A 19,692-nucleotide genomic window follows, 5' to 3' on the forward strand; every position below is an offset into this window, starting at 1 on the left:
TCTACGGCAGGCTTCCAGGGGAATCAGGGATTGCGCATTTGTCGCGCATCTCCAGCCATTCAGTTAGCGCAATCCGAATGAGATCCAGGCGCCCCAGGTTCATCTCGGCGGAAATGGTCGCCAACGCGCTTTCGGTTGTCGCATCAAAAGACATGAAGCCGGCGTCGCGCAGCATTGCCGCCGCGCGAAGATCGGCAATGCGTGGATCTTGTGCCGGGCTCGTGGTTTCGGGGCTCTCGTCGATTGACATGGTGATCACATAGCCGGTTCTTTTTAGCGCGGATGCCGTCTAATAATCCCGAAGTGCGACAAGCATGTCGCCCTTTATGGTGGCTAATACCAAACGGCTTCCATCAGGATAGTATCTAGGAAGATTAGCCGCTTGATCGGCCAAGGATGCACCATCTAGTTCACACAGATCACCTCCCAATATCCAGTCATATTCTCTTCTGCTGTCAACCACGGCCAGGTATTCTCCGTCGCACGGGTAGCCGATTAGCCCTATCCCTTCGTGCTTTTCCAATTTTCGCATCAACGCTCGCCTCAACTCAAAACCATGGATGCCGGTTCGCCATTTACTCAACAGGCAGTGCCGCGGGAGAGCGGCCCGGCGCCAACCCCGCCGGACGCCGGGCCGTAAGGAAGTGCCCGCGCGGACGCACTTCCTCGAACTGCATCGCGTGCTTCACGAGAAGCGGTCCGTCTGAAGGCGCAACGTCTCATTCGCGCAGGCCACGAGCGGAACTTGCCGCGCACTCGCAGCCTGTTGCCGGGTCTGCGAGAGCCACAATTCTCGATGCTCCCGCGATAGGCCCTTCATTGCGGAACGAGCAGCGGCAGTGATCTCATATGCGCCGCAGGAGGCACATTGGAATTCTACCCTTCGCGGCGTGATATCGGCTTCGAGTGCCGTGCCCGTACAGATCGGGCAGGTTGATGGGTAGTACCTTGGGCTTTTGTCAAACGAAAAGGCATTCATCGGTCAACCTTCCTTGTGTGCTACCAGGGCGTGGAACCTGTGCGAGTGTTCATCACCGCGTACGCAACTAGGGAAACATGGTTCGGCGAGGAAACGAGCTGAACCGGTCGGATCCAAACTCGGTTCTCATTTTCTTGCCATCGTCATGTCGGCCCCAATCAGCCCCTTGTCTTGGGCGCAACGTTCCTCCTTGTGGCGACTTCCATTTGCTTTGCTTCTTTCTCGAGCCGATCCGGGGCGGCGGACCCCATCAAGGCGTAGGCTGTGCCTCCCGATTGCCAGTAAACAGTTGGCACGCGGCCGTCAGTGGCTGGGGTCGGAGGGACAGCATCTTCGCCATTCATCGGAGCCGCCACCAAGGTGATCCTACCAACGCTCGGCGTATCCGCCGTCAAAACCAGACTCTGCTTCCCGTTCCAGGGTTGCACCTGAACATCCGTCACCACCCATACTGAGGGAAGGGTCGGCATACTTATATTCGCGGCGCCCACCAGTCGTTCGATCTTGTCCTGCTTCGGCTCACTGCCCTTCCCGGGACCGGCGTTCAATTGCGCAACGCGCAAGGCATCACGCGCTGCCAGAATGAAACTCGCATCCGCCGTTTGACCGCCTTGGCGAAGCGACATGGTCAACGAGTTGGCCGACCACCCGAGCGCAATCAGTACGACGGCGGCGATTTGAAATCTCAGCGCGGCAAAGAATCTCCTCCGGCGAAACGCTCCCTCCAACCGCTTTGCTCCTTGCAGGCTCGCAGAAGGCGGAAACAACCGCTGGGGCTGGACGTCGCGCAGTGACCCCATGCGCTGCGCATGAGCAAACACTTCCGCCGCCAGTTCCGGTTCCAGGGCAAGACGTGCCTGCAGGTCGGATCTCTGCGACGGCGACAGTTCGCCATCGAGGAGGCGGTTGATTTCTTCCTCGGAAACGCGATCACTTGGCCACATCACGGCCTCCCACTACCTTAAACTGAGCCGGTGCGAAGCCGCTCATTTTTTCCATGTTGCGCTTCAAGGCGGCTCGTGCGCGGCTCAGGCGCGACATGACGGTTCCTGTTGGCACCCCCAGCAATTCGGCGGCCTCGGAATAGGTAAAGCCCAGCACGCCGACCAGATGGAGAACTTCCGCTTGCTCGGTTGGCAATCCGACCAGTGCCTTCCTTACGTTGGACAGTTCAGCGCTATGCTCCTGTGATGGGAGCAACGCCGTGTCAGACGTTTCGGCGTAAGACTCAAGGCGCCGCTTGTCGGCGTTCGCACGGGCCGCGCCGGTCAGAAACGTATTGCGAACAATTCTGATCAGCCAAGGCAGCAGCGGACGAGAAGCATCATAGGTGCCGGCCAGTGAAAGTGCGCGAGCGAGCGCCTCCTGAACCAGGTCATCGGCGTCAGCATCATCCCGCGTGAGCACGCGCCCATAGCGCCAAAGATCCTCCAGGTAAGGTGTGACGTCGAACTTCGCTCTCATTTCGCCTTGTTCCGAGCCACCCTTGACGCCGTCCCCAGCCGATCGCTGCCTACGGCAAGAGTGATTCGTGCCCCAAATTCAGAGGCCCTGCGCCTCACAATCTTCATGGATAGAATTCGCTTCATGGATAGAATTCGAAGTCGTTCAAGTGTGCTTTGGACATGTGGATCGGCCCAGCGGTCAGGGAAATAACCGCTGGGCCTGATGGGAGCGCGCTCCTCCCGAACGCAAAGCGCTGAGCTGTCGAAAAACATCGTTACCCGCGCTGTCGCTCCCTTTGTCCGACCTTGGCCTGCCAGTTGCCGCCACGCCGAAAGCTCACCCTCATTGCCCTACTTACTGAGCCAGGGGCGAAACTATTCCAGCCCGATAGACATTTTTCGAAAGCCTGGCGCCCGCAACCGTTGAGGCGTTGTATCCCAAAGGCAGGGCTTTGCGGTGGTCAATTCACGGGGATGGCCAGTGATAGTCAGGCAACTGCAAGGTGTCGGTAATTTCCCTTCCGAACGCCACACGTGCCAGTCCGGGGATTGCGAATTTGCGGAATAACAGGCCCAGTCGCGTTCTTGGTGCAAGGGCTCCAGCAAATCGCTCGGCACCTTGCTGCTTCGCGTTGATGTAATCCCGCAGGAATTCTTCGTATCGGGGAAAAGCTTCCTCGCACCGCCCGTCGGCCCTGAGCAACTCGCCTGCCAGCACATAGGCGGAAATCAAGGCCAGGGCCGATCCTTGTCCCGCCAAAAGGGACACGCAAAATGCGGCATCGCCGGTCAGGGCAATGCGGCCTCGAGACCAACTGTTCATCCTGATCTGGCTGACGCTGTCGAAATAGAGTTCGTCCGTACGATCCAACTCCTCCAGGATGCGAGGGCATTCCCAGTTTCCATCGCCATAACGCTCCCGCAGCATTTTCTTCTGCATGGCCAGCGCGACTGGCATGGCATCGCTGTCGACGGCAAAGACGAACAGAAAAAGCGTGCGGTTGTCACGAAGCGTGAAACGGCCGACCATTTGCCCAGGCCGCGCGTACATCAAGTATACGTCATCATCGCGCGGACGATAGCCACCCGCCTCGAAGGCCGCGACAGCGTAGCCGAGTTTCTTCTCGAACCTGGCCTGGGGGCCGAAGGCCAGCCGGCGAACGGCCGAATGTAACCCATCGGCGCCGATCACCAGATCGAACTGACGCTCGGCTCCACCATGTAACCGAACCTTCACCCCGTCTGACTGCTCCTGAAGCCTGACGATCTCATCGTCGAAAATGACCTCGGTCGTGTTCTTGATCTTTTCGAACAGCAATCGCGAGAGATCGCTGCGCCCGAGCGTCACATATCTCCCATCCGTCAGATCGCTGAAGACGCCCGTGCCAAAACCGGCAAGCCGCTTTCCGCGATCATTCACGATGCGAACCTCGCGCACGTGGTAACCTACACGGTCGATGTCGGCACCAAGTCCCATTCGTTCGGCGATGCGGTATCCGAGGCCCCAGAAGTCAATGACATATCCTCCGGTGCGTAGCCTTGGCGCTCGCTCAATCAGCGTTGGCTGGAATCCAGCTGCATCGAGCCAAAAGGCGAGGGCCGGCCCTGCAATTCCTCCGCCGGAAATCAGCACCGTTCGGCTATCCATGCCAAAAAGCTAGCGGGCGCGACGTTCGAGGCAAGGGATCCATGGACCGACGGTCGCAGAAGCGCCTCCGGCCGCCGTCGCCTCTTCAATCATCGCATTGCCACGATGTCATGATCTCGGCACGCCGATCGCCGTGCCCATCTCGTGGCCTGCTTCGATCACGCAACAACACGTTCGGTTACAATTTCGTGAGGATCCCGCCGATGAGTCGATTCGCCCCATTGGCGCCATAAACGGATCGCTAGTTTTCCTCGTTGCATCAAGCTCCCTAAGGCTTTGCAAGAAAACGACTATTTGCCAACATTGCGCGGGAGGCGGATGTGAATCCTGCATCTATTCGTATGTCTTTTCCCAACCCGACGACACAACTGGCTACAGCTCTGATAGGCCTCGGTCTGCTGTTGAACGTCGTCCCGGCGCGCGCCCAGCAGGCCGCGGCCTCGGGCGCGGCGCTTGCCGGCCAGATGCCGACCGGCCTGTGGCTGACGACGCCCTATCCGGAATTTTCCGCCCAGGTCGGCAAGGAGGTGAGCGTTCCCCTGAGCCTGGCCAACCATGGCCTGCCGCCCCAGCGTGTCGAGTTTGGCGTCGATGGCTTGCCGACCGGCTGGAAATGGGAAATCGACGGCGGCGGCAAACCAGTCTCCGCGGCGATCGCCGGCGCCGACAATACGGTCGGCCTGACACTGAAACTGACGCCACCGGCGGCCGGTGGCGTCAAGGCGATCGACTTCGCCGTCTCGGGCAAGTCCGGTGGCGAGGCCCTCAAACTGCCCATGCAACTGACCCTTGCCAAGACCGAGCCGGCGAAGCTGACACTGGAGCCGAAGCTGCCGGCGTTGCGCGGCACGGCCAAGTCGGCATTCGACTTCCAGGTCGACATTAAGAACGAGGGACAGGAGGACACGACGGTCAATCTCCTGTCGCGGGCACCATCCGGCTTTCAGGTGACCTTCAAGCAGGGCTACGGATCGCAGGAATTGACCAGCCTGCCGCTGAAGGCCGGTGAGTCGAAGACGCTCTCGGTCGGTGTCCAGCCGCCGGACAATGCCCAGGCGGGCCAGTACCCCGTCGACATCGCCGCCAGCGGCGGCAATGTCAGCGCCGATACGAAGCTGGTCCTCGACGTTACCGGCAGGCCAACGATCTCGCTTTCCGGTCCCCAAGGTCGGCTTTCCGGCAACGCCACGGCGGGTCAGGAACGGACCTTCACCTTTACGCTCTCCAACAATGGCTCGGCGCCCGCCCGCGACCTGAAATTGACGGCAAGCCCGCCTTCTGGATGGAAAGTGGCCTTCAGCCCCGAAAAGGTCGACGAGATCGCGCCTGGCGCTACGTCCGATGTCGGCGTCTCGATGACGCCGTCCGCGCAGGCGATTGCCGGTGACTACATGGTTTCGGTCCGTGCCAATGGCGAAGGGACTTCCGACGACGCCAATTTCCGCGTCACGGTGCGCACCTCGACGCTGTGGGGCGTCACCGGCCTCGGCGTCATCGGCGCCTCGGCGCTGATGCTGGCTTTTGCCGTAACCCGGTATGGCCGGCGATGAACACGGTCATCGAAGCGACCAGCCTGGTCAAGCGCTACGGGCGCATTGCCGCCGTCGACGGCATCGATCTTGGCGTCGGCAGGGGCGAGGTCTTCGGTTTGCTCGGCCCCAACGGTTCGGGCAAGACCACCACGATCCTGCTCTTGCTCGGTCTTACCGAACCGACTTCCGGCACAATTCGAGTTCTGGGCCTCGACCCGCTGCGCCAGCCGCTGGCGGTCAAGCGCAGGGTCGGCTATCTGCCGGATCAGATAGGCTTCTACGACCAGCTTACGGCGCGCGAAAACCTGGTCTACTCGGCGAGGCTCGCGGGCCTTGTCGCCGAGGAGGCGAACCGGCGCATCGCCGCGGCTCTGGAGCGTGTAAGGCTGGCCGATGTCGCCGATCGCCGCGTCGCGACCTTCTCGCGCGGCATGCGCCAGCGGCTCGGCCTGGCCGAAGTGCTCGTCAAGCAGGCCGAGATCGCCATCCTCGACGAGCCGACCTCGGGTCTCGATCCGCAATCGACGCAGGAACTGCTGGACCATATCCGCGAGCTTGCCGCCGATGGCGTCACAATCGTGCTCTCTTCGCATCTGCTTGGCATGATGCAGACGATCTGCGACCGTGTCGCACTTTTCCGAAAGGGCCGCATCGGGCTCATCGGCCGGGTCGACGACCTGACCTCGGAGGTGCTCGGCGGCACGCATGTGGTCGAGGTGGAAGCCGAGAAAACCGATCTGCGCCTCGTACTGGCGGGCACGCCGCATGTGTTGGGCGTGACACCTCTGAGGCCGGGGCGATGGCGCGTCCACACCGACGCCGACATCAGGGCCAACATTGCCCGGCTGGTCGTGGCGGCGGGAGGCGCGCTTCATGCCATGAGCATTCGCCAGTCCGGTCTCGACGAGGTCTATGTCCGCTTTTTCGAGGGAGAGAGCCATGACGCAGCGGCGTGAAGGGTCGCCCTTTGTCGGCCTGTCGACGGTCGCGCTCAAGGAAGCGGCCGATCATATGACCAGCGTCCGCATCCACCTGGTCATGCTCCTCGTCGTCTTGACGGCGATCGGCTCGGTCTATGCGGCCATCGGCCAGATCAAGGCGACGCTGGGCGAGGACCCGTTCCTGTTCCTGCGCCTATTCACCACGGCGCAGCCGCCGCTGCCTTCGTTTGTCTCCTTCCTCGGCTTTCTCATTCCCCTGGTGGCGATCGCGCTCGGCTTCGATGCCATCAACGGCGAATACAGCCGCCGCACCCTGTCGCGCATCCTGTCGCAGCCGATCTACCGCGACGCGCTGCTTGCCGGCAAGTTTCTGGGAGGGCTCCTGGTCATCGCCATCTGCCTGCTGGCATTGTGGCTGCTGGTCACCGGCCTCGGCATGCTGTTGCTCGGCCTACCCCCGAGCGGCGAGGAAGTCGCGCGCGGACTTGCCTTCCTTTTCGCGTCCTTCGTCTATGCCGGCGTCTGGCTGGCAATGGCGATGGCTTTCTCCACCCTTGTCAGATCGCCGGCGACATCGGCGTTGTGCGCACTCACCGTTTGGCTGCTGTTCACCGTATTCTGGCCGATGCTGGCGCCCCTGATCGCAGGTGTGGTCGTGCCGATCGATCCCCTCGATCCGATGACGGCGGTGCACCAGATCGGTCTCGAGCAGGCGATCGCCCGCGTCTCGCCCAACACGCTTTACGGCGAAGCCACGCTTGCGCTGCTCAACCCGGCGACACGCTCGCTCGGCCTGCTGTTCGCCGACCAGATGAGCGGCGCCGTGATGGGCGCGCCATTGCCGTTTTCGCTGAGCATGGCGCTCATCTGGCCGCAGCTTGCCGGCATGATCGCGGTGCTTCTTCTGCTGTTCACGATCGCATACGTATCGTTCCAGCGTCAGGAGATAAGGGCATGACGGCGCGAGCGCGGCACTTGCCTTCGAACCGCGCAATACCGGGATATCCGTGAACAGTATCTTGAAGTCGGCGGACCCGACGATCGGCTGCGAAGTCGCGCGGGCGCGCCACTTTGGCGGGCCGCTTCGCCGCATCGCGGCGTCGCTCACCGTCTTCGTGGCCATCGGACTGACCATCGCCGGTTTCAGCGATGTCGTCCAAGACCTCGATTACGAAGCTCTTGTCAGGGCGATGCGTCACATGCCCGCCGCCGCCATCGGCTGGTCGATCTGCGCGACGATCCTGAGCTTTGCCGCACTCGTCGCAAGAGACGTCTGTGCGGTTCGTTATGTTGGCGGCCGCACTCCTCTTTTGGCACCGTTTCTGGCGGGGTTCTGCGGCACCGCGCTGGGCAATGCCGTGGGCTTCGGCACCCTCACCGGCGCGGCGGTTCGATATCGTATCTATGGCGCTGTCGGCATCAGGTCGCGCGACATTGCCCGGCTGTTGCTATTCATTGCCGGAGGTTTCGGACTGGGACTTGCCGGGTTCGGCGGATTCGCCGGGCTGATGGAGCCGGTACCGGTCGCGCATCTCTTGGGATGGCGGCCGGAGTTGCTGAGACTGATATCGGCGATGGCTCTCTCGGCGGCGGTGGCCATCGTGTTCTTCGGTCCGCGCGGCACCTTGCGAATAGGCGCGTTTTCAATTGCCGGCCCGAGCAGGATGCTCACGGCGGCGCAACTGCTGCTGGCCGCGACGCGCCTGACCGGTGCCGCGGCGGCGCTGTGGATCCTTCTGCCCGGCGCACCGATCGATTTCTTGACCTTTGCCGCGGTGTTCTCGGCCGCCACCGCCTTGGGCGCGGTGAGCAATCTGCCTGGCGGGATTGGGGTCTTCGAGGCCGTCGTGCTTTGGGCTCTCAAAGGACAGGCTTCTCCCGATTCGATAGCAGCGGCCCTGTTGACCTATCGCGGCATCTATTTCGCCGTGCCGCTGGCGCTTTCCGCGGCACTGCTGGCAATCTTCGAGACCCGCCTTGCCATCGGCCACGAACGATCCCGCGACGATCGCCTTGTCCGAGCCGCCGCCGGTCTGGCACCGCGCTTCATGGGCGTCATATCTTTCGCGGCCGGAGTGATGCTGCTCATTTCCGGCGCAACACCTACTTTCGGGCACCGGCTGGCAATCCTGTCCATGCGGCTGCCGCTGTGGATTGTCGAGACATCGCACTTCCTCGGCAGTCTGTTGGGCCTTGTCTTCTTGTTTGTCGCTCGCGGTCTCTTCGAGCGGCGGGACGGCGCCTGGTGGATTGCGCTGGCGCTGGCAATTGCGAGCCTGGGTTTGTCACTCGCCAAGGGGCTGGCCTATGGCGAGGCAGGTTTCCTTTCTTTCCTGATTGCTCTTCTTCTCACGACGCGGCGGCAGTTCGATCGTCCGGCCTCGATGCTCGAACAACCATTCACGATTGGCTGGTTCGTCGCGGTGGCAGTCATCCTGGTCGCTGCCCAACTGATCTTTTTTCTGGCGTTCCGCGACGTCGACTACACGGCTCACGACCTTTGGTGGCAGTTCGAATTCGACGCGCAGGCTCCGCGGGCATTGCGCGCCTTGCTCGGAGCAGCAGTCATCGCGATAGCATTTGGCTTGTGGGAATTGCTTCGCCCGCCCAAGGGCCTTGCCTCGCCGCCCGATGCCGCCGCGCTCGCGCATGCATCGCGCATCATCGACCTGCAGGGCCGCAGCGAAAGCCTGCTTGCGATGATGGGAGACAAGAGCTTGCTCTTTTCCACCTCCGGCAAGGCTTTCATCATGTACGGCAAGCGCGGGCGCAGTTGGATTGCGCTTTTTGACCCCGTCGGCCCGTGCGAGGAATGGACGGAACTGATCCGGCGTTTCATCGGGCTCGCTGACGGCCATGGCGGGCGGGCGGCTTTTTACCAGATACGCCCCGAGAGCCTGCCATATTACCTGGATGCCGGCCTGACCGTCATGAAGCTCGGCGAGGAAGCATGTGTGCCGCTCACCGACTTCAGTCTCCAGGGCGGTGCGAAAGCCCATCTTCGTTATGCGCTCAAACGTGGCGAGCGCGATGGACTAACCTTCGAATTGGTGCCGCCGGATCGTGTGACTTTCATCCTCGCCGCGCTGGAAACGATCTCGTCGGATTGGCTCGAAACACGGCGGAACGGCGAAAAAGGCTTCTCGGTTGCCGCGTTCGAACCACGCTATCTCGAGTCCCAATGGGTCGCGCTCGTCCGTCAACATGGCGTGCCCACCTCTTTCGTCACCGTGATGACGACCAGTTCGGTTCGGGAAGCATCGACAGGGTTGATGCGGCACGCACGCGGCACGTCACCATACGCGATGGAATTCCTGTTCACGAATCTGATGCTTCAGCTCAAGGAACTGAATTGCCGTTGCCTCAGTCTTGGCATGGCGCCGCTCAGCGGCATCGAGTCTCCGCCCCTCTCTTCCCGCTGGAACAGGCTGGGGGCCATCATCCGGCACTATGGCAGCCCGTTCTACAACTTTCGCGGCCTGAGACTTTTCAAGGACAAGTTCAATCCGATATGGGAGCCACGCTATCTGGCGGCGTCGGGCACGCTCAGTCCTTTCATGGCCCTTGCCGATGCCACCACTTTGATCGGCAGGGGGTTCAAGAGACCAAAGGAGCTTTCGAACCGTGAATAGGCTCTTCGCCTGCCTGCTTGCCGCGGCGGCAATGCTTTCTGCCACACCCGTCTTGGCGCTTGACGGTGGCCGCTTCGGCGACGTCCATGTCGCCTTGCCCGAGGGACCGATGCGCGGATACGTCGTGGTGTTTTCCGATATCGGCGGCTGGAGTGCTGCCGATCAGACTACGTTGGACGCTCTGGGCAAGAACGGGGCACTCGCGGTCGGCGTCGATACAAAGCTCTATCTCGACAGAATCGCCGATGGCGATCGCCCATGTGACAATCTCGTCGGCGACGTGGAGGCACTCAGCCGCCAGTTGCAGCGCACGCATGGCGGCCTTGAATATCACTTTCCGATCCTCGCCGGCGCCGGAGAAGGCGGCACCCTTGCCGGGGCCATTCTGGCGCAAGCGCCGGTCAACACGCTGGCGGGCGCCGTATCGCTGGACCCCAGCATCGGCTTGAGCGGCAAGCGCCCGGTTTGCGCGGGCGCACCGTCGACGCGCGGCGCCGGCGGCTACACCTATGGGCCGATTTCACCGCTGCACGGCTTCTGGGACGTCGGGCTGACGGCGTCCGAGCCCGCGAGCGCGAGAGAACACTTCGACCGGCTTCGCGCCGCAGCTACGCCATTGACCCTCCAGTCAGTCAACTCCGGTAGTCGCGATGACATGTTGGCTGGGCTGGTCGGACCGCATCTGGACCAGGGAACGGCCCAGGGCGTGGCCGCCCTGCCACTTATAGAATTGCCGGCTTCGAAACCCTCGGGGCTGATGGCGATCGTGCTGTCGGGCGACGGAGGCTGGCGCGACCTCGACAAGACCATAGCTGAGGATCTGCAGGCGCGAGGGGTTTCCGTGGTCGGCTGGGACAGCGTTCGCTATTTCTGGAACGAGAAATCGCCGGAGCAAACGGCAGCCGACCTGGCGAGTGTCATTTCAGCCTATGGCGCGAAGTGGCATGCCGACAAGGTGGCGTTGATCGGTTATTCGTTTGGGGCGGACGTCCTGCCGTTCGCCTATGACGGGTTGCCCGCCGATCTCAGGCAGCGTGTCGCGATTGTTTCGCTATTGGGCTTCGCGGGCGCGGCCGATTGGAAGATTACCGTCGCCGGGTGGCTGGGAGCCCCGCCGAGCGCGAAAGCCACTCCCGTCGAACCAGCCGTCGGGCGCATGCCGGCTGCGGCCATTCAATGCTTTTACGGTGAGGAAGAGACCGACTCATTTTGCCCGCAATTGGTCTCCCGGGGCGCCGAGGTCATTCGGACGGCGGGCGGTCACCATTTCGACGGTGACTATTCGAGGCTGGCGGAACGTATCTTGGCTACCTTCGAACGCCATGCCGCGAAGCAAAAGTAGCTCCCAAATGTTGGCGGCTTCGTCATTGTGTACCGGTCAGGCTTTCGTGTGCCCGAAAGGCGGAAGACCAACCCGGGTTCAAAGCCCCAGATAGGCGCGGCGAACTTCGGGATCGTCGATGAGTTCCTTGGCCGCGCCCCGGTGCACGATATGGCCGGTCTCCATGACATAGCCACGGTCGGCGCCCGACAGCGCCAGATGCACGTCCTGTTCGACCAGAAGGATGGTCACGCCCTCGTCGCGGATGGTCCCCAGCACTGCCATCAACTGCTCGACCACGACCGGCGCCAGGCCAAGGCTCATCTCGTCGATCATCAGCAGGACGGGTGCCGCCATCAGCCCGCGCGCCATGGCGCACATCTGCTGCTCGCCGCCCGACATCGATCCGGCGAGCTGCTTCTTGCGTTCGCCAAGCCGGGGAAAGAGGCCGTATATACGCTTGAGATCGCGTTCCACGGCCGCCTTGTCGCTGCGCCGGTAGGCGCCCATCAAGAGATTGTCCTCGACGGTCATGCGGTCGAACAATTGTCGGCCTTCCGGCACCTGCACGAGCCCTGACGCAAACGCTTCGTCCGAGGTCATCGGCACCAGATCCCGGCCGGAAAATTCGATCTTTCCGGTGGCGGCGATCACACGCGACAGGGCGCGGAGTAATGTCGTCTTGCCGGCGCCATTGCCGCCGACCAGGGCGACGATCTCGGCCTTGTGCACTTCAAGCGAAACGTTTCGCAGCACCGGCATGCCGCCATAACCGGCGCCAAGGTCGGCGACCTTCAGCAGCGGAGCCTGCCCTTTCTTCGCCGCGGCGCTCATGCGCGCCTCTTGCCGAGATAGGCCTCGACCACCGTCTTGTCGGAGAGCACCGCATCCGGCGCGCCGTCGGCGATCTTTTCGCCATGGTGCAGCACCAGCAGCCGGTCCGACAGGCTCTTGATCGCCTTGATGACGTGTTCGATCACCAGAATGGAGATGCCTTGATCTCGCACCTTGCGGATGACGTCGATCACCTCGTCGATCTCGACATGGTTCAATCCCGCCATCACCTCGTCGCACAACAGAAGCTTCGGCTGCATGGCCAGCGCCTTGGCGAGTTCCAGCCGCTTGCGTCCCGGGCCGCCAAGTTCGTCGGCGCGCTGGTCGACGGATTTGCCAAGGCCGACGAAGTCGAGGTAGCCGCGCGCCCTTTCGCGCGCGCGGTTGAGATCGGCTTCGCCACCGCCATGGCCGAACAGCGCGCCGACGGCGACGTTGTCCAGAACCGACAGGCCGGGAAAGGGCCGCATGATCTGGAAGGTGCGGCCGATGCCGAGCCGTGCGCGCCGGTAAGCAGGCAGTTTGGCGATCGACTGTCCGGCGAAAATGATATCGCCGGAACTTGGCGCCAGCGTGCCGCTGATCAGGCTGACCAGCGTCGTCTTGCCTGCGCCGTTGGGCCCGATGACGCCGAGGATTTCGCCTTCGTCGAGCGTGAAGGAGACATCGTCGACGGCGATCAGCCCAGCGAAGCGGCGCGTGGCATGGCTGATTTGGAGGATCGTGCTCATATGCGATGTGCCCGGATGTTCTCGATGAAATAGCGCCATCCCGACTTGCGGAAACGACGCACCACGTCGGCCAGCCCACGCGGCATCAGCACCACGGCGGCCACCACCACGATGCCGAAGAACAGGCCGGCGACACTGGTCACCTCGCTCGACAGGAATTCCGACACCGCTGAAAGGGTGAAGGCACCGACGACAGGGCCAAGGATGGTGCCCGGCCCGCCGAATACGGCCATGATGATCATCTTGACGTTGAGGCTGATGTCGAAGGCGCTTTCGGGATCGAGAAAGGTGATCCAGTAGGCGTGAATGCCGCCGGCGAGCGCGCTGAATATGCCGGAGAGGGCAAAGGCGAGCACCTTGTAGAGCGTCGTGTTGACGCCCATGACGGCAGCACCTTCCTCGTTCTCCCGGATGGCGATCAACCCGAAACCAAAGCGGCTCCGTGTCAGCCAGAAGATGGTCAGCGTCGTCAGCACCAGCAGCCCGAGCGCCAGTTCGTAGAACAACGGGTCGTTGTTGAGCGGCGGCAGCACGAGGCCGATATTCTGGCCGGCCAATTCGATATTGGAGACAATGGCGATCATGACCTGCGCCAGAGCCAGGGTCGCGATCGCGAAATAATGCCCTTTGAGCCTGAGCACCGGCAGGCCGAGCAGAAAAGCGAAGACGAGGGCCAGCGCCACGCCGAACACCAGCCCGATGGCGAAGGGCAGTTCCCACTGGACCATGGCGATGGCGACGCCGTAGCTGCCGAGGCCGTAAAACACCGAATTGCCGAACGAGGCATAGCCGGCATAGCCCCCGATGATGTTCCAGCCTTGCGCCAGAACAGCCAGCAGCAGTGCATTGATGCCGAATTGGACCAGCACGTCCGAACCGAACCACGGCACGGTGGCGAGCGCGGCGATCACGACCAACGCGATGATTATGCGGAGAGCGGTCATGCGGTTTTGCCCAGCAGGCCGCTCGGCCGCACGATCAGTACGGCGACCAGCACGCCGAAGCTTGCCACGTCGGCGAAAGTCGCGCCGATATAGAGCACCGCCAGTGACTCGATGATGCCGAGGAACAGCCCTCCGATCAGGACGCCGAACGGATTGTCCAGTCCGCCGATGATGGAGATGGCGAAACATTTGGCGGTCAATGCCGCGCCGATATAGGGATTTATCTGCGACACCGTGCCGTAAAGCCCGCCGGCAGCACCGGCAAGTCCGATGCCTATGCCGAAGGTCACGGCATAAAGGTGACGCGGCTCGACGCCGTAAAGCCTTGCTGCCACGAGGTTCTGCGCGGTGGCGCGGATGGCGCGGCCAAGCTTGGAGCGCAGCAGGAAAGCCCACATGGCGAGCGTCAGCACGACGGCGACGCCGAACGCCATCAGTCGCGCCTGCGGCAGTACGACCGGACCGAGCGCGATGCTGTTGCCGGCGTAGGGCGGGTTGATGGTGCGGAAGTCGGCGGAAAAGGCAAGCTGTGCCAGATAGGTCAGCACCACCTCCAACCCGAAGGTGATCAGCAACGTGTTGAACATCGGCCCGCGCACGACAAGGTTGAGCAGGCCGCGCTGCACCGCGTAGCCGAGCGTGAACATGACGACGGCCGTCATCGGCAGGCCGAGGAAAGGGTCGATGCCGAGATAGGTGTAGAGATGCCAGGACAGGTAGGCGCCCAGCATGATGAAGGCGCCATGCGCCAAGTTGACGATGTTGAGCACGCCCCAGACAAGGGCGAGCCCGAGCGCCATGATGGCGTAGAGGCCGCCCAGCAGGATGCCGTTGATCAGGATTTGCGCCAGCAGATCCACGCCGTTCCCCTCAGTCCGACCTTGTCAAAGGTCAGCGCTTGTCCCAGGCCGGCATCGGATATTTCGGTTTCTCGACGAAACCGTTGGCGCCATAGATTGCCTTGAGCTCCGTTCCCTGAACCTGGATCACCGTCTGGGACAGGTTGATCTGACCGTTTTCGGCGAAGGCAATCTTGCCGTAAAGGCTGTCGAGGTTGAGCTTGGCGAGCGCATCGCGCACCTTGGCGGGGTCGGTGCCACCGGCATCCTCGATCGCCTGTGCCAGTGCCTCGACATCGGCCGCGGCCGACGCGGCGTGGTAATCGGGATCGTAGTTGTATTTCGCCTTGTAGTCCTTGGCGAAGGTAGCGGCATTGCCGAACCATTTGTCCTTCAGCTCCGCCGAAGGCAGCCAGGCGGTCATGCCGAAGGCATAGTCGGCGTCGGCGCCCAGCGCCTTGCGGAAATCCTCGCTCGGTACGCCGACGGTGAAGGAGTAGAGCTTTGGGGCGACGGCGAGGCTTTTCGCCTGGCGCACGAAATTGAGGATTTCGGTTTCGTGGCCGGCTACCAGGACGACCTCGGCGCCATTGCTCTTGATCTGTGACAGCAGCGAATTAAAGTCGCTGGCGTTGGAACTGTATTTCTCGTCCATGGCAATCGTCAGCCCCGCATCCTTCAGCAATGGCCGCGTGCCATCCGCTACCGAGACGTCGAAAGCGTCGTCGGCATAGAGAAGCGCGACGGATTTGGGTGCCGGGTCGAGTTCCTTCAGCATCTTCACCGTCGAGCCGAAATAGTTGCTCGCCGGCGCCAGCGTGCCGAATATGTATTTGAACTTGCGCGAGAAAATCTGGTCGGATGCGCCGCCGCCCTGAACCATCGGTATCCGGTACTTTTCCGAGACGGCCGAATCCGCCAGCGCGAAATTCGACGCGAACGGCCCGAGCAGCAGGGCGACCTTGTCCTGCGAGACCAACTGCGTGTACTGCCGCACGCTCAAATTCACATCCGACTGGTTGTCGTAGATTTTCAGCGCCAGCTTGTGTTTCTCGCCGCCCACGGTGACACCGCCGGCTGCGTTGATCTTATCGATCGCGAACTCGTAGGCGTCCTTGTAATAGCGGCCGGTATTGGCCGAGGCGCCGGTCAACTGCACCGATGCGCCAAGCACGATGTCGTCCGCGGATGCCGCGCCCGATGAAAATGCGAGGGCCGCGCCGGCCAGCAAGGCGCCGGCCAGATGAAGCATGCTGTTTGACATGGTGTCTCCTCCCTAAGCGTCTTTTGTTGTGCCATCGGCAATGAGCCGCAGGCTGGTGGTGGCATCAACCAAAGCCGTTCGGGAACGCCATTGGCTAGAGCCTGAAACTGGAGTTCAAGCGCTCCGGGGCAAGAGGGGCGATACGACATTCGTTTGACGCGCGACCGTAGCCAGGCGTGGCCTCTATCGTCAGCGGTGCCCTTCCAGCAAGGGGATCGGCACGAGGTTCTGCGGCTGATACTGGGCCAGTCGTCGCAAGCCCGCGGGGTCGCTCAACGCGATGAGCCGCGCTTTGCTGGTGATCAGCTGTTCGGCGCGCAGCTGCTGCATGACCCGGTTGAGATGTGGCACGCTCAGCCCGAGTGCGTCCGCCATGACCTCCTGCGAGAAGGGCAGATCAAAACTCGTCTCTGGCGCAAGTCCTACCTCGACAAGGCGCGCATGAATCTCGAGAAGAAGGTGGGCCAACCGTTCGATCGGTGTGCGGCGGCCGAGATTGACAATGTGCTCCGCGTAGTTCGCTGCCTCCTGCGCGGCGAGCCAACTCAAGACCAGTCCGAATTGCGGCTGCTCGTAGCAGAGGCGGATATAGGAATCGAGCGAGCAGACGGTGCACGTCAATTCCGTCAGTGCCACGACAGCATAGGTGGACCGATCGAAAAAGCTGACCGGAAACCCGATCACGTCGCCGGGCAGGATGAGCTTGAGGATCTGTCGCTTGCCACTCCGCAGCAGTCTGTAGCGGATCGCGTAGCCCTCTTTGATAAAGCACAGGCTCCGGAACTGCGACCCATGGATGACGAGTTCCTCTCGCTTCCTGACAGTCACGTCGCGTTCGAAGATTGCTTCAAGACTGGCGAGGTCGGCCGCGTCCAGTTTCATGACGCGCGTCAGTCTGGTCATGATCGCGTGACCGGTCAGCGGCATACCAATGTTCCAAACTGCGAGAGGCCGATCGTCCACAGCATCCTGCGGTGGCTTGTTAATCTAGATCATTAATCCAAATCATCCAACGAAAGTTGCATTGACCGAACCGCTCCCGCAGCTGCGAATGCCAGTGCGATCCGGCTTGTTTCCACGGCCGGTGGAAAATGGGGCAACAACGAGTGCCTCTGGAGGTCTTGCCGAGGGAGGAATATCCGATGCTATTCGACGATCATAAACCAGCCAGCCTGTCCCGCCGTACCTTGCTTCATGCTGGTGCCGGCTTTGCCGGCAGCTTCATGTTGCCGGCTTCCTTCATTCGTCCGGTTTATGCCGCGGACGACAAGCCGGCAATCGGCACGTGGCCGGCAGGCTCGCAGGGCGACACCGTCTATATCGGCGCCACCGTGCCGCGCACTGGCGCCTATGCCGTACAGGGTGAGGACGAGCTCAAGGGTATGCAGCTAGCCGTCGAGCACATCAACGCCGGTAGCGATCTGCTCAAGCAGATCGCGCCGAAGGTCGACAAGGGTGTGCTCGGCAAGAAGGTGGAACTTGTCGTCGCCGATTCCGGTGCCAAGCCCAACAATGCCGTGCAGTCTCAGCAGACGTTCATCAACGACCACAAGATCATCGCCATGACGGGGTCGACCTCGTCGGCAGTCGCGGTGGCGCTGAACAAGTTCGCGGAACGTGAGAAGATCCTCTATCTGGTGGCCATATCCGGCTCGAACGACACCACCGGCAAGGATTGCGCACGCTACTCGTTCCGCCAGTGCGTCTATGGTGAGACTTGCGCCAACGCTATAGGCCCGGTGCTGTTGAAGAACTTCGGCAAGGGCAAGAAAGCGGCGTTCATGACGCCCGACTACACCTATGGCCATACGGTAACCAAGTCGGTCAACGACTATCTGACAGCCAATGGCGGCTGGGAAATGGTGACCAATCAGATCTCGCCGCTGGGCACGCAGGACTTCAGCCAGTATCTCACCAACATCGCCAATTCCGGTGCCGAGTTCATCATCAACGTCAACTGGGGGCGTGACGCCGTGCTGTCGGTGCAGCAGGCCAAGCAATTCGGCCTCACGCCGAACATGAAGATGGTGATCCCTTACCAGATTCCGTTCCTGGCCAAGGAAGTGGGTGCCGAACTCACTGAAGGCGTGTTTGCCGCCACTGATTTCTGGTGGACGATGGAGGACAAGTATCCGCTCGCCAAGATGTTCGTCGACGAGTTCCAGAAGAAGTACAACTACCGGCCGGAATGGGGCGCCGAGAACAGTTACATGCAGTTCGCCATCTGGGCGCGCATGGTCTCGGAAGCCGGCACCTTCTATCCGCCGGACGTCATCAAACAATACGAGAAGGGCGAAACCTTCCCATCCATGGTCGGCGACGTGAAGTTCCGGCCCGAGGACCATCAGCTGATCCGTCCCGTCGTCATCGTCCGCGGCAAGGCGCCGAAGGACATGAAGAACGAGGAGGATTTCTGGGAGGTGCTCGACGTCGTGCCGGGCGAAGGACTGATGCAGAAGCCGGACGCCTTCGGCTGCAAGCTTGGCGATTACACCTGACGGTCACAACTGCCTTCTCCGCGTCATCGATGCGGAGAAGGACTTCATCCCGTATATGGCAGACCAAAGAGGGCGCGAAGCAGTGTCTTTGCGGCTTGAGGTCTGGCCGATTAACTATCGCATGGCAACGGATTGCCTGTCATTATGGCGGGCTGGACGGCGACGCGACAGGCTATTCATCAACCTCAAAGCGGGCGGCAGCGTGGTCAATTGGGCTAATTTCATTTCGCAATGCTTCAACGGGCTGGTGCTCGGCGCGCTTCTGGCGCTGATTTCCTCCGGTCTGACCATCATCTACGGCACGCTCGGCGTGCTCAACTTTGCGCATGGCGCGATGTTCATGCTCGGCGGCTATGCCGGTTGGGTCGCCTATGACTATACGGGCTCCTTCATTGTTGCGCTCATCGCCGGCTCCCTCTTCGTCATGCTGGTCGGCGTCCTTATGGAGCGGCTTATCATCCGCTACTTCTACGCTCGTCCGCAGGAGGATCAGATCCTCGTCACCTTCGGACTGGGCATCGTCTTCGTCGAGGGGGTGCGCTTCTTCTTCGGCAGCCTGTCAAAGACGGTGCCGCCACCGAGCCTGTTCCAAGGCATCACCAATCTCGGCTTCATGGTCTACCCGACCTATCGTCTGGCGTTGCTCGGCATCGTTGCCGTGGCGTTGCTGGCGCTCTATTTCGTGCTCTACCGTACCCGCATCGGCATGATCGTGCGCGCTGGCATCGAGGATTCGGTCATGGTCGGCTCGCTGGGCATCGACGTCTACAAGGTCTTCATGCTGGTGTTCGGCATCGGCGCCATGGCGGCGGGCTTCGCCGGCATCGTCAACGCGCCGGTGGTATCGATCGCGCCTGATGTCGGCGAGGCGATCCTGGTGCAGACCTTCGTCGTGGTGGTCATCGGCGGCGTCGGATCGTTCCCGGGTGCGGTGCTCGGCGGCATCATCGCCGGCGAGATCATCTCCATCACCTCGATGTTCAACCCAGGCTATGCCTATGTCATGCTTTTCGTGGCGATGACTCTCGTGCTGGTGCTGCGTCCTTACGGACTGCTCGGCACGGCGGGCCGCGAGTGAACGCGG

17 protein-coding genes are annotated in these 19,692 nt (G+C 61.9%); 7 read left to right on the forward strand and 10 right to left on the reverse strand.

The features are described from left to right. Window position 1: 1 nt before the first annotated feature. The 4 genes from FJ970_RS12635 to FJ970_RS12650 all read right to left on the reverse strand — a co-directional run bounded on the left by FJ970_RS12635 (window position 2) and on the right by FJ970_RS12650 (window position 4,057). Entirely contained in the window at window positions 2-250 is a 249-nt protein-coding gene (locus FJ970_RS12635; protein ID WP_140760869.1) for a hypothetical protein, read from the reverse strand. Between the two features lie 887 nt (window positions 251-1,137). Continuing rightward, entirely contained in the window at window positions 1,138-1,923 is a 786-nt protein-coding gene (locus FJ970_RS12640; RefSeq protein ID WP_140760867.1) for a hypothetical protein, read from the reverse strand. Continuing rightward, window positions 1,910-2,443: a sigma-70 family RNA polymerase sigma factor gene (locus FJ970_RS12645; protein WP_140760864.1), complete on the reverse strand. Its 534-nt coding sequence runs from the start codon at window positions 2,441-2,443 to the stop codon at window positions 1,910-1,912. Before FJ970_RS12645 ends, FJ970_RS12640 begins: the two co-directional genes overlap by 14 nt. A 447-nt stretch (window positions 2,444-2,890) precedes the next feature. After that, window positions 2,891-4,057 (reverse strand): FAD-binding domain, encoded by a 1,167-nt coding sequence (locus FJ970_RS12650; protein WP_265336224.1) that lies wholly within the window; start codon window positions 4,055-4,057, stop codon window positions 2,891-2,893. Window positions 4,058-4,413: 356 nt separating this feature from the next. Here FJ970_RS12650 and FJ970_RS12655 point away from each other — a divergent pair, with 356 nt between their 5' ends. The 5 genes from FJ970_RS12655 to FJ970_RS12675 all read left to right on the forward strand — a co-directional run bounded on the left by FJ970_RS12655 (window position 4,414) and on the right by FJ970_RS12675 (window position 11,519). Beyond that, on the forward strand, window positions 4,414-5,622 hold the full coding sequence (locus FJ970_RS12655; RefSeq protein WP_227792105.1) for an NEW3 domain-containing protein: 1,209 nt from the start codon (window positions 4,414-4,416) through the stop codon (window positions 5,620-5,622). Beyond that, window positions 5,619-6,560, forward strand: coding sequence for an ABC transporter ATP-binding protein (locus FJ970_RS12660; RefSeq protein ID WP_140760858.1), 942 nt, complete (start codon window positions 5,619-5,621; stop codon window positions 6,558-6,560). The genes FJ970_RS12655 and FJ970_RS12660 overlap by 4 nt, the downstream gene beginning before the upstream one ends. Next, window positions 6,544-7,503, forward strand: coding sequence for an ABC transporter permease (locus tag FJ970_RS12665; RefSeq protein ID WP_140760856.1), 960 nt, complete (start codon window positions 6,544-6,546; stop codon window positions 7,501-7,503). Before FJ970_RS12660 ends, FJ970_RS12665 begins: the two co-directional genes overlap by 17 nt. Window positions 7,504-7,552: 49 nt before the next feature. Beyond that, entirely contained in the window at window positions 7,553-10,177 is a 2,625-nt protein-coding gene (mprF, locus tag FJ970_RS12670) for a bifunctional lysylphosphatidylglycerol flippase/synthetase MprF (RefSeq protein ID WP_227792106.1), read from the forward strand. Window positions 10,178-10,301: 124 nt separating this feature from the next. After that, window positions 10,302-11,519, forward strand: coding sequence for a virulence factor family protein (locus tag FJ970_RS12675; RefSeq protein WP_227792108.1), 1,218 nt, complete (start codon window positions 10,302-10,304; stop codon window positions 11,517-11,519). A gap of 78 nt (window positions 11,520-11,597) precedes the next feature. On the opposite strand, the gene FJ970_RS12680 is transcribed toward FJ970_RS12675, so the two are convergent. The 6 genes from FJ970_RS12680 to FJ970_RS12705 form a co-directional block, all read right to left on the reverse strand. After that, a complete protein-coding gene (locus FJ970_RS12680; protein ID WP_140760854.1) occupies window positions 11,598-12,332 on the reverse strand; it encodes an ABC transporter ATP-binding protein in 735 nt (244 codons plus the stop codon). Further along, on the reverse strand, window positions 12,329-13,063 hold the full coding sequence (locus FJ970_RS12685) for an ABC transporter ATP-binding protein (RefSeq protein WP_140760851.1): 735 nt from the start codon (window positions 13,061-13,063) through the stop codon (window positions 12,329-12,331). The genes FJ970_RS12680 and FJ970_RS12685 overlap by 4 nt, the downstream gene beginning before the upstream one ends. Then, window positions 13,060-14,007 (reverse strand): branched-chain amino acid ABC transporter permease, encoded by a 948-nt coding sequence (locus tag FJ970_RS12690; protein ID WP_140760849.1) that lies wholly within the window; start codon window positions 14,005-14,007, stop codon window positions 13,060-13,062. The genes FJ970_RS12685 and FJ970_RS12690 overlap by 4 nt, the downstream gene beginning before the upstream one ends. Next, window positions 14,004-14,867, reverse strand: coding sequence for a branched-chain amino acid ABC transporter permease (locus FJ970_RS12695; RefSeq protein ID WP_140760847.1), 864 nt, complete (start codon window positions 14,865-14,867; stop codon window positions 14,004-14,006). Before FJ970_RS12695 ends, FJ970_RS12690 begins: the two co-directional genes overlap by 4 nt. A gap of 31 nt (window positions 14,868-14,898) precedes the next feature. Continuing rightward, window positions 14,899-16,110 carry an amino acid ABC transporter substrate-binding protein gene (locus FJ970_RS12700; RefSeq protein WP_181178697.1) on the reverse strand — a complete coding sequence of 404 codons (1,212 nt, stop codon included), beginning with the start codon at window positions 16,108-16,110 and terminating at the stop codon, window positions 14,899-14,901. A 189-nt stretch (window positions 16,111-16,299) separates the two neighbouring features. After that, entirely contained in the window at window positions 16,300-17,037 is a 738-nt protein-coding gene (locus FJ970_RS12705) for a Crp/Fnr family transcriptional regulator (RefSeq protein WP_140760845.1), read from the reverse strand. A 215-nt stretch (window positions 17,038-17,252) separates the two neighbouring features. Here FJ970_RS12705 and FJ970_RS12710 point away from each other — a divergent pair, with 215 nt between their 5' ends. Further along, window positions 17,253-18,608: a substrate-binding protein gene (locus FJ970_RS12710; protein WP_140760843.1), complete on the forward strand. Its 1,356-nt coding sequence runs from the start codon at window positions 17,253-17,255 to the stop codon at window positions 18,606-18,608. Between the two features lie 202 nt (window positions 18,609-18,810). Then, window positions 18,811-19,686: a branched-chain amino acid ABC transporter permease gene (locus tag FJ970_RS12715; RefSeq protein ID WP_140760841.1), complete on the forward strand. Its 876-nt coding sequence runs from the start codon at window positions 18,811-18,813 to the stop codon at window positions 19,684-19,686. Window positions 19,687-19,692: the final 6 nt, after the last annotated feature.

Source organism: Mesorhizobium sp. B2-1-8 (genome assembly GCF_006442545.2).
Classification (GTDB): domain Bacteria; phylum Pseudomonadota; class Alphaproteobacteria; order Rhizobiales; family Rhizobiaceae; genus Mesorhizobium.